11 protein-coding genes are annotated in these 7,318 nt (G+C 47.1%); 8 read left to right on the top strand and 3 right to left on the bottom strand.

The features are described from left to right. Positions 1–105: IS1595 family transposase (locus P8P30_06530; GenBank protein ID MDG1287207.1), on the top strand; the 105-nt coding region annotated here is incomplete at its 5' end. On the opposite strand, the gene P8P30_06525 is transcribed toward P8P30_06530, so the two are convergent. Next, a complete protein-coding gene (locus P8P30_06525) occupies positions 89–409 on the bottom strand; it encodes a hypothetical protein (GenBank protein MDG1287206.1) in 321 nt (106 codons plus the stop codon). The genes P8P30_06530 and P8P30_06525 overlap by 17 nt on opposite strands. 58 nt (positions 410–467) lie before the next feature. Here P8P30_06525 and P8P30_06520 point away from each other — a divergent pair, with 58 nt between their 5' ends. After that, positions 468–1,121, top strand: coding sequence for a 7-carboxy-7-deazaguanine synthase QueE (locus P8P30_06520; GenBank protein ID MDG1287205.1), 654 nt, complete (start codon positions 468–470; stop codon positions 1,119–1,121). Next, positions 1,121–1,804 carry a 7-cyano-7-deazaguanine synthase QueC gene (gene queC / locus P8P30_06515; protein MDG1287204.1) on the top strand — a complete coding sequence of 228 codons (684 nt, stop codon included), beginning with the start codon at positions 1,121–1,123 and terminating at the stop codon, positions 1,802–1,804. Before P8P30_06520 ends, queC begins: the two co-directional genes overlap by 1 nt. Before the next feature lie 78 nt (positions 1,805–1,882). Here queC and rarD read toward each other — a convergent pair whose 3' ends face one another. Continuing rightward, entirely contained in the window at positions 1,883–2,812 is a 930-nt protein-coding gene (gene rarD / locus P8P30_06510) for an EamA family transporter RarD (protein MDG1287203.1), read from the bottom strand. A gap of 145 nt (positions 2,813–2,957) precedes the next feature. Here rarD and queF point away from each other — a divergent pair, with 145 nt between their 5' ends. Then, positions 2,958–3,422, top strand: a complete 465-nt coding sequence (gene queF, locus P8P30_06505) for a preQ(1) synthase (protein MDG1287202.1) — start codon at positions 2,958–2,960, stop codon at positions 3,420–3,422. 79 nt (positions 3,423–3,501) lie between these two features. Here queF and P8P30_06500 read toward each other — a convergent pair whose 3' ends face one another. After that, complete coding sequence (locus P8P30_06500) at positions 3,502–4,170, bottom strand: phasin family protein (GenBank protein MDG1287201.1); 669 nt, start codon at positions 4,168–4,170, stop codon at positions 3,502–3,504. 134 nt (positions 4,171–4,304) lie between these two features. Between P8P30_06500 and P8P30_06495 the strand changes: the two genes are divergently transcribed. The 4 genes from P8P30_06495 (at position 4,305) to nadC (ending at position 7,315) form a co-directional block, all read left to right on the top strand. Next, positions 4,305–4,658 (top strand): ArsC family reductase, encoded by a 354-nt coding sequence (locus P8P30_06495; GenBank protein ID MDG1287200.1) that lies wholly within the window; start codon positions 4,305–4,307, stop codon positions 4,656–4,658. A 129-nt stretch (positions 4,659–4,787) separates the two neighbouring features. Continuing rightward, a complete protein-coding gene (nadA, locus tag P8P30_06490) occupies positions 4,788–5,795 on the top strand; it encodes a quinolinate synthase NadA (protein ID MDG1287199.1) in 1,008 nt (335 codons plus the stop codon). Between the two features lie 3 nt (positions 5,796–5,798). Next, complete coding sequence (locus P8P30_06485; protein MDG1287198.1) at positions 5,799–6,434, top strand: hypothetical protein; 636 nt, start codon at positions 5,799–5,801, stop codon at positions 6,432–6,434. Continuing rightward, on the top strand, positions 6,431–7,315 hold the full coding sequence (nadC, locus tag P8P30_06480) for a carboxylating nicotinate-nucleotide diphosphorylase (GenBank protein MDG1287197.1): 885 nt from the start codon (positions 6,431–6,433) through the stop codon (positions 7,313–7,315). Before P8P30_06485 ends, nadC begins: the two co-directional genes overlap by 4 nt. The last annotated feature ends 3 nt before the right edge of the window (positions 7,316–7,318 follow it).

The raw sequence follows: 7,318 nt of genomic DNA, 5'->3' as shown, positions 1-7,318 counted from the left end.
GAGCATTTTAATCTGTTCTTGAAAGAATGTGAGTGGAGGTTTAATATGGGCACACCAAGTGACTTACTGGCAGACCTGAAAAAGTTGCTCAAAGAATATTATTAGGTGTCAGCCCCATTATTTTTGTTGCTTGTGGAAAACGTGTTTTTCTTTCTGCGAAAGGGTCTGTGAGCTCGAGGCTGGTTTTAAGGTTTTGAGCTATGTCTAACAATGTGTTGTGATTATCGACTGGAGTGTTAAGAGCTTCTGCACCATTTTCCTGAACGAAATTTGTGATTCTGCGTGCAAATTCTGCGTCTTTACTTGGTGGTTTAGAAAGCAGCGCCAGAATTGAGAACCCTTTTCCCCAATGATCTGTTTGCATATCAATGGCGAGGCTCTGTAATTCCTTCTGAACTTTATCTACCATAATTTGATACTCCTGTTATATGCACCTAGTATAATAAAGAATTGTTACGGTTTAATGAATGTTCGGTAAAAACTCCATACGCCCGCCTGAAAAGGGAGATGGCTCGACGCTGCTGGTGCAGGAGATATTTCCGACCGTGCAGGGTGAGGGGCCGCATACGGGCGAGTCTAGCGTGTTTGTGCGGTTAGGCGGCTGTAACCTCGCGTGCGATTTTTGTGATACGGAATTTGAGAGTTTTAGCGAGATTGCGATTGATGAGATTGTCGATTGTGTTGAGGATTTTGCAGAAGATGGTCGTAAACTCGTGGTGATCACGGGTGGCGAGCCATTGCGGCAGAACATTATTGCGCTGTGTGAGCTATTGTTGGAAGAAGGCTTTGCGCCGCAAATTGAAACGAATGGCACGCTCTGGCGTGACCTGCCTGCAGGGGTGGAGGTGATTTGCTCACCCAAAGCCACGAATGGGCAGTATCACGCGCTTCGTCCGGATATTATCCCGCGTATTACGGCGGTGAAATTCATTATCTCAAAGTCGCATGAGCCTTATACTGCTGTGCCTGAGATTGCCGCAGGTTTGCCTATCTGGCTGCAGCCGATGGATGAATATGATGAACATAAAAATAAAGCCAATTTAGACTATGCAATGGAATTGGCAGAGGCTGGTGGCTATAAGGTTTCCATACAGACGCATAAAATTGCAGGAATAGATTGATGGAAAAAGCAGTACTTTTACTTTCGGGCGGGCTCGATTCGGCAACGGTGGGCGCCATGGCCAAGGCAGGTGATTATGATCTTTATGCGATCTCCTTTCGCTACGGTCAACGCCATGAAGTGGAGCTTGAGGCGGCGGCACGTGTGGCGAAGAGCTTAGGCGTCGTTGAGCATAAAATCGCCGATATTGACTTGCGTTTATTTGGCGGCTCGGCGCTGACGGATGATATTGCTGTGCCGAAAGGCCGTGATGAAGCGACGATGGCGGCGGATATCCCGGTGACTTATGTGCCTGCGCGCAATACGATTTTTCTGTCTTTTGCGCTGGCTTATGCCGAGGTATTGAACGCGCGTGATATCTTTATCGGTGTGAATGCGGTGGATTATTCGGGCTACCCGGATTGTCGTCCGGAATTTATTGCGAGTTTTGAACAAACGGCGAATTTAGCTACCGCGTATGGCGTGAGTGGCGGTGATAAGATCACTATCCACAGCCCTCTCATTGAAATGACGAAGGCCGATATTATTAAAGCAGGCACAGAATTGGGCGTTGATTATGGCCAAACGCTGAGCTGCTATGATCCGACGCCTGCGGGCGCGGCTTGTGGTCATTGCGATAGCTGCGCTTTGCGCGCTAAAGGTTTTGCGGATGCAGGGGGGGTGGATCCGACGGTCTATTTATAACGTGCTTCATTTTGTGGCTTGTAAAGCGAGAGCCCAAAAGTCAGTTTGAGATACTTTGCATTTTACACGGTGACAAGCTTATTGAGGTTCCTCAGGTGTAGCCAGTGGAATGCGGCTGGCTTTGCGTAGGTTGCGCGCCACACGGATGCGGTCGATTAGGTAAACGCCTACACCGCCCCAAATGAAGCAATAGGAAATCCAACCAACCGTGCTGATGGGCTCTTTATAAAGGTAGTAACCTAAGATAAATTGAATAGTGGGGCCGATAAATTGTAGCATTCCCATGACGCTATAAGGTAGCTTTTGTGCAGCCATTGCGAAGAGTAGTAGCGGGATTCCGGTCGCCACTCCACCACCGGCGAGGAATAACCAATCGGTATTAGTGAGGATCATGTCGCTTTCCATGCGCAAGGTGACGGCTAGGATGAGGGCGGGGATGAGTACGATTGCGCTTTCCATCATCGAAAACTGGGTGGCATTTACTGTGACAATTTTTTTGATTGCACCATAGGCGCAGAAGTTAGTAGCGAGTGCCAGTGCAATCCACGGGAAGGTTTCACCATAGCCCATTTGAATTCCTACCCCAATCATCGCCAGTGCGAAGGCGAGTTTTAATAATTTCGGGAACGGCTCGCGGAAAACTAAGACGCCGACGGCGACTGACAGAAGCGGGTTGAGAAAATATGCGAGGCTAGTCTCAATAATCCGCTCAATATTCATGGCGTAAATATAGACCCACCAATTAAGGCCCAGTAGTACGCCATTGATGGTAGCAAGCACCCAATCGCGTTTGGTGACTTTGAGGCTGAATTTTTTGCCGATCAATACGCGTGCACCCATGATGGCGAGGTAAAAGACAAATGACCAAATGATACGGTGTGCCATCGTCTCCAGTGCATCGACATGGGAAAGGAATTTCCAATAAATTGGAAAGAACCCCCATAAGCTGTAACAGCCAATGGCAGGCAGTAATCCTGTTTTATCGATGGGTTTGGTTTGGGCGCTCATATAGTTGTGTGTAGAGTGTCTTGCTCCATATGTCACCCCGTCGAATGACGGAGGCTGGAGTCAGAATGAAGTATTTCCATTAAACCTCGGACCCCCGTGACAAGCGCGGGGTGACAAGTTTAGCGTAATAAGCTATAGGCGTTCTATGTCTGATGAAATTTATGAAAAACTAACCCAGCTGGGTGGGAAAACGGCGCTCCCTAATTCGCCGGAAGAAGCAGTGTTGGAGCGAGTGGATAACCCGCATGCGGATAAAGATTATTGTGTGCGCTTTAGCTGTCCCGAATTTACGTCGCTTTGTCCTTTAACAGGGCAGCCGGATTTTGCACATCTGGTGATTGATTATGTGCCGCAGCTTTATTTGGTGGAGAGTAAATCGCTGAAGCTCTTCCTTGGTTCGTTCCGCAATCATGGTGATTTTCATGAGGCTTGCACGATTAATATCGCCAAACGCCTTGAGGAAATTACGGTACCTAAATGGTTGCGTATCGCCGGTTATTGGTATCCACGTGGCGGCATTCCCATTGATATCTTCTATCAAAGCGGTGAGCCGCCTAAAGGCGTGTGGATTCCACAAGAGGGCGTCGAAAATTACAAAGGCAGGGGTTGATGTCACCCCGTGCTTGTCATGAGGTTTTATCAATATTCATTTGCTGGTAGTACCCCGCCCTTCGACGGGGTGATACTAATTAGCCGCTGAATTTTTTCTTAAATTCATCGGCCATATTGGTGAATGAACCGTTAATGGGTGCACTGCTTTCAGAGGCGACTTTTAACATCATTTCTGACATTTTAGAGGATTGCTTAAAGAAGCCATCTAAATTATTTTTCATGATTGTATTTTGAATTTCAAGCATGTCGCTCATGGTGCGGCAGCTAAAAAATTCTTTTGAGAGCGCCATATTTTCAGAGAAGTTTTTATTGGCAAATTGCACCATTTCTTCGGTCATGGTTTTGGTCATCTCTGCCGTTGCACTGTTAGACTCCATTGCTGCTTTCAGTGCTTCATTGCCTTGCGTAAAGGGCTCCGAAGTTGCAAAAACTTTATTCGGTTTGGCCGAAGAAGTTTTATTCGCCGCAGGTTTTTTAGGAGTGGACTTTTTAGCCGTTGCCTTCTTTTTCGTAGCCGTTGAAGCTTTTGTCTTCATCGCTTTATTTTTGCTGCCAGCAGGGCGACCACGGCCGCGTGTAGAGGTAGGCTTTGCCGCAGTTTTCTTTTCTGTGGTCGGCTCTTTTGCAATTTCCGTCACGGGCTCTTCTTCAGCAGGAGAAGCAATACGAATTTCCATGGGCTGAGGTGCAGTTGCAGAGGGGTGCATCTTACTAGCAGCGTAGTTTATTTTTGTTTCTCCAACCATCGGGGACTCTCCTACTTAATAAAAATATATTTTTTGTGTGGTGCGTTGCAAAATAATAGAATATTTCTCTAGCATTACTCGTCTGAATTGTATAGCAAAAAGTGGAAATAAATATTCTTAATTTGGAGCAATAAATGAGCATTAAACTCTGTGGAATTCCTAACTGCAATACGGTGAAGAAAGCCCGTAATTATTTGGAAGAAAATAATATCGAATATGAGTTCCATGATTTTAAAAAACAGGGAACCAATGCCGATGAATTAAAGCAATGGTGTGAGAAATTCGGTTGGGAAAAGGTCATTAACCGTGCCGGCATGACATGGCGTAAATTAGACGATGCGACTAAAGAAAGCATCACGGGCAATGTGCAAGCGATTGCCTTAGCGCAGGAAAAATCCAGCATTATTAAGCGCCCTATCATGGTGATTGATGGTGAAGCTAAAGCGCTCGGCTTTAAAGAAGAAGAGTACCAGGCGCTGTTTGGGTAGCTTTTAATTGCCCCTGCTTGTCCTGCTGGGTTCGTGATGGACGACGCTTCGCTTGCTCAAGGCTGGACCGCCCTACTGTCCTCCCTCCTTCTAGTTGAAAACCTATTCTTTCTGATCTATCTATAGCGCATGGATATTACTTCGTATGAAGGTGCTGCTGAGGCGCCACTGACCGACCTTGAGTTGGAAGATGAAATTAACCGCCTGCGTCAGCAGAAGAACGCGGTGATTCTGGCGCATTATTATCAGGAGCCTGAGCTGCAAGAAATTGCAGATTTTGTGGGTGATTCGCTTGATCTAGCGCGTAAGGCTGCCAGTACCGATGCCGACATTATCGTCTTTTGTGGTGTGCGCTTTATGGCGGAAACGGCGAAGATACTCAATCCTGAGAAATTAGTGCTCGTGCCGGATATGAATGCGGGATGTTCGCTGGAGAGTTCGTGCCCGCCAAAGGAATTTGGCGAATTTCGTGCACAACATCCCGATCATTTGTCGCTGACTTATATTAATTGTTCGGCGGCGGTGAAGGCGCAAACCGATGTGATTGTGACTTCAAGTAATGCGGAAGCGATTATCCGCCAGATCCCAGAAGATCAACCGATTCTCTTCGCACCAGATAAATATTTAGGGGCGTATCTTTCGAAAAAGACGGGCCGCGATATGGTGCTGTGGGATGGTACCTGCATCGTGCATGAGCAATTTTCGGAAAAAGAGCTGATTAAGCTGAAAACACGTTATCCAGGAGCGCATGTGATTGCACACCCAGAATGTCCAGAGCATCTGCTCGGCCATGCAGGGCATGTGGGGTCGACTAGCTCGTTGCTGCAGTATACGCAAGACCATCCGGGGGATGAGTTTATCGTGCTGACAGAGCCAGGTATTTTACATCAAATGAAAAAACACTCGCCGGGGAGTCGTTTTTACGATGTACCCGGTATCAATGATGGTGCGTGCATTAGCTGTAATACGTGCCCTTATATGAAGCTTAACACGATGGAAAAGCTGCATGTTGCATTGCGCGATGAAACGCCAGAATTAGTACTTGATTTACCCACGATCGAAGCGGCTCGCAAGCCGTTAGAAAAAATGTTGGAAATGTCGAAGAATATTCCCTCAGCAGCGATTATTAAGGAATAGATTATGTGGAAATGGCTTCTTGGAATTTTAGTGACCATCATTCTTTTGGTGGTACTGGGATTCACAGTTTTTATTTGGATCGTTATGGCGGGGGGGTTGCAGCAAGTGGTCGACGATAATCTCACCATGTTAAAACAAAATACGATCCTGCATGATCGCGAGCTGGCATTTGAGTATGAGGAGTATGGTGTGGAGCGAATCGGCTTAAGTCCTGCGCTCACTCTCTCTAAACCGGTTCTTGTTTTGAGAATAGAAGGGGTGGAGTATCGTATGACTGCGCCAGAGATTTCCTTTATCGGTTCGTTTACGCAGTTGCAGCAAGTAGTATTGCGTGCGCCAGAAGAGGTGAAACTTACGGTCAAGAAATTGGATCTTCCGCCGCATGTATTTAAAGTCAACCTACCTGATAATATTCAGATCTCGCTGTCAACAGAGCCGGCGAAGAGTCAATTTTGGGAGCGTTATCAGCTGCCAGAAGCGATTACTGGAACTTTGAAAATAACCGATCTGAATAATGGGACAGAGCATTCGCTAAATTATGATTTTCCGGCGACCAAGCGAGAGCGTTTAATCCTGCCATACTCGGTAAAGTTATTGCCAGTGGTGAAGAGAATTTCAGCTTTGGCAGAGGCGTCGTGAGTTATCACGAGCTTTATGGAAAGCAGGCGTCGGAGCAGTTAGATCGCCTCATTGATCTTGGGCTGGATGAAGATGTCGGGCAGGGTGATGTCACATCTGAAGCACTCATTCCTGCGGATGCGACGGCGGAATTCTCTTTCCGCGCACGTGAGGATATGGTGATGGCAGGGTTATTCCTTGTGCCTAAAGCCTATGCGAAGCTTGCTTCGCGTAAGGATGAGATTTTACCGCCAAGAACCATTGCGCATGTGGAAGATGGTGAGCAAATCATAGCAGGACAAACATTGCTAACGGTGACCGGTAATGCACATTTATTACTCACGGGTGAGCGTTTGGCATTGAACTTATTGCAGCGTATCTGCGGTGTAGCGACGCTTACTAGCCATTATGTGAAGGCGGTGGAAGGCACGGATTGTCAGATTCTTGATACGCGTAAAACTATGCCGGGCATGCGTTATTTAGATAAATATGGCGTGCATTGCGGTGGCGGTAAAAACCATCGTTTGCGTTTGGATGATGCGGTATTAATTAAAGATAATCATCTCACCGTTCAGCCTGATATTGGCGCGGCGGTGGCGACAGCACGGGCTAAAAATCCGAATCTCAAAATTGAAATTGAATGCGATACGCTGGAGCAAGTGGCTGAAGCCCTTATTGCCCAACCGGACTGGATATTGCTGGATAATATGCCGCCATCCGTGCTTGAGAAAGCGATCGAAATGCGTGGCGATAGCCCCGTTAAGCTGGAGGCTTCTGGCGGTATTACGATGGATTCAGTGGTGGTCGTCGCGAAAACCGGCGTGGAGGCTATCTCTATCGGCGCATTAACCCATTCAGCGATTGCGGTCGATATCGGATTAGATCGAGATATGGGTGCTTAACCC

The organism is Rickettsiales bacterium (genome assembly GCA_029252805.1).
Classification (GTDB): Bacteria; Pseudomonadota; Alphaproteobacteria; order Rickettsiales; family JALZUV01; genus JALZUV01.
The sequence above is the reverse complement of the archived record's forward strand: the minus strand, read 5'-3'. Positions and strand labels throughout refer to the sequence as shown.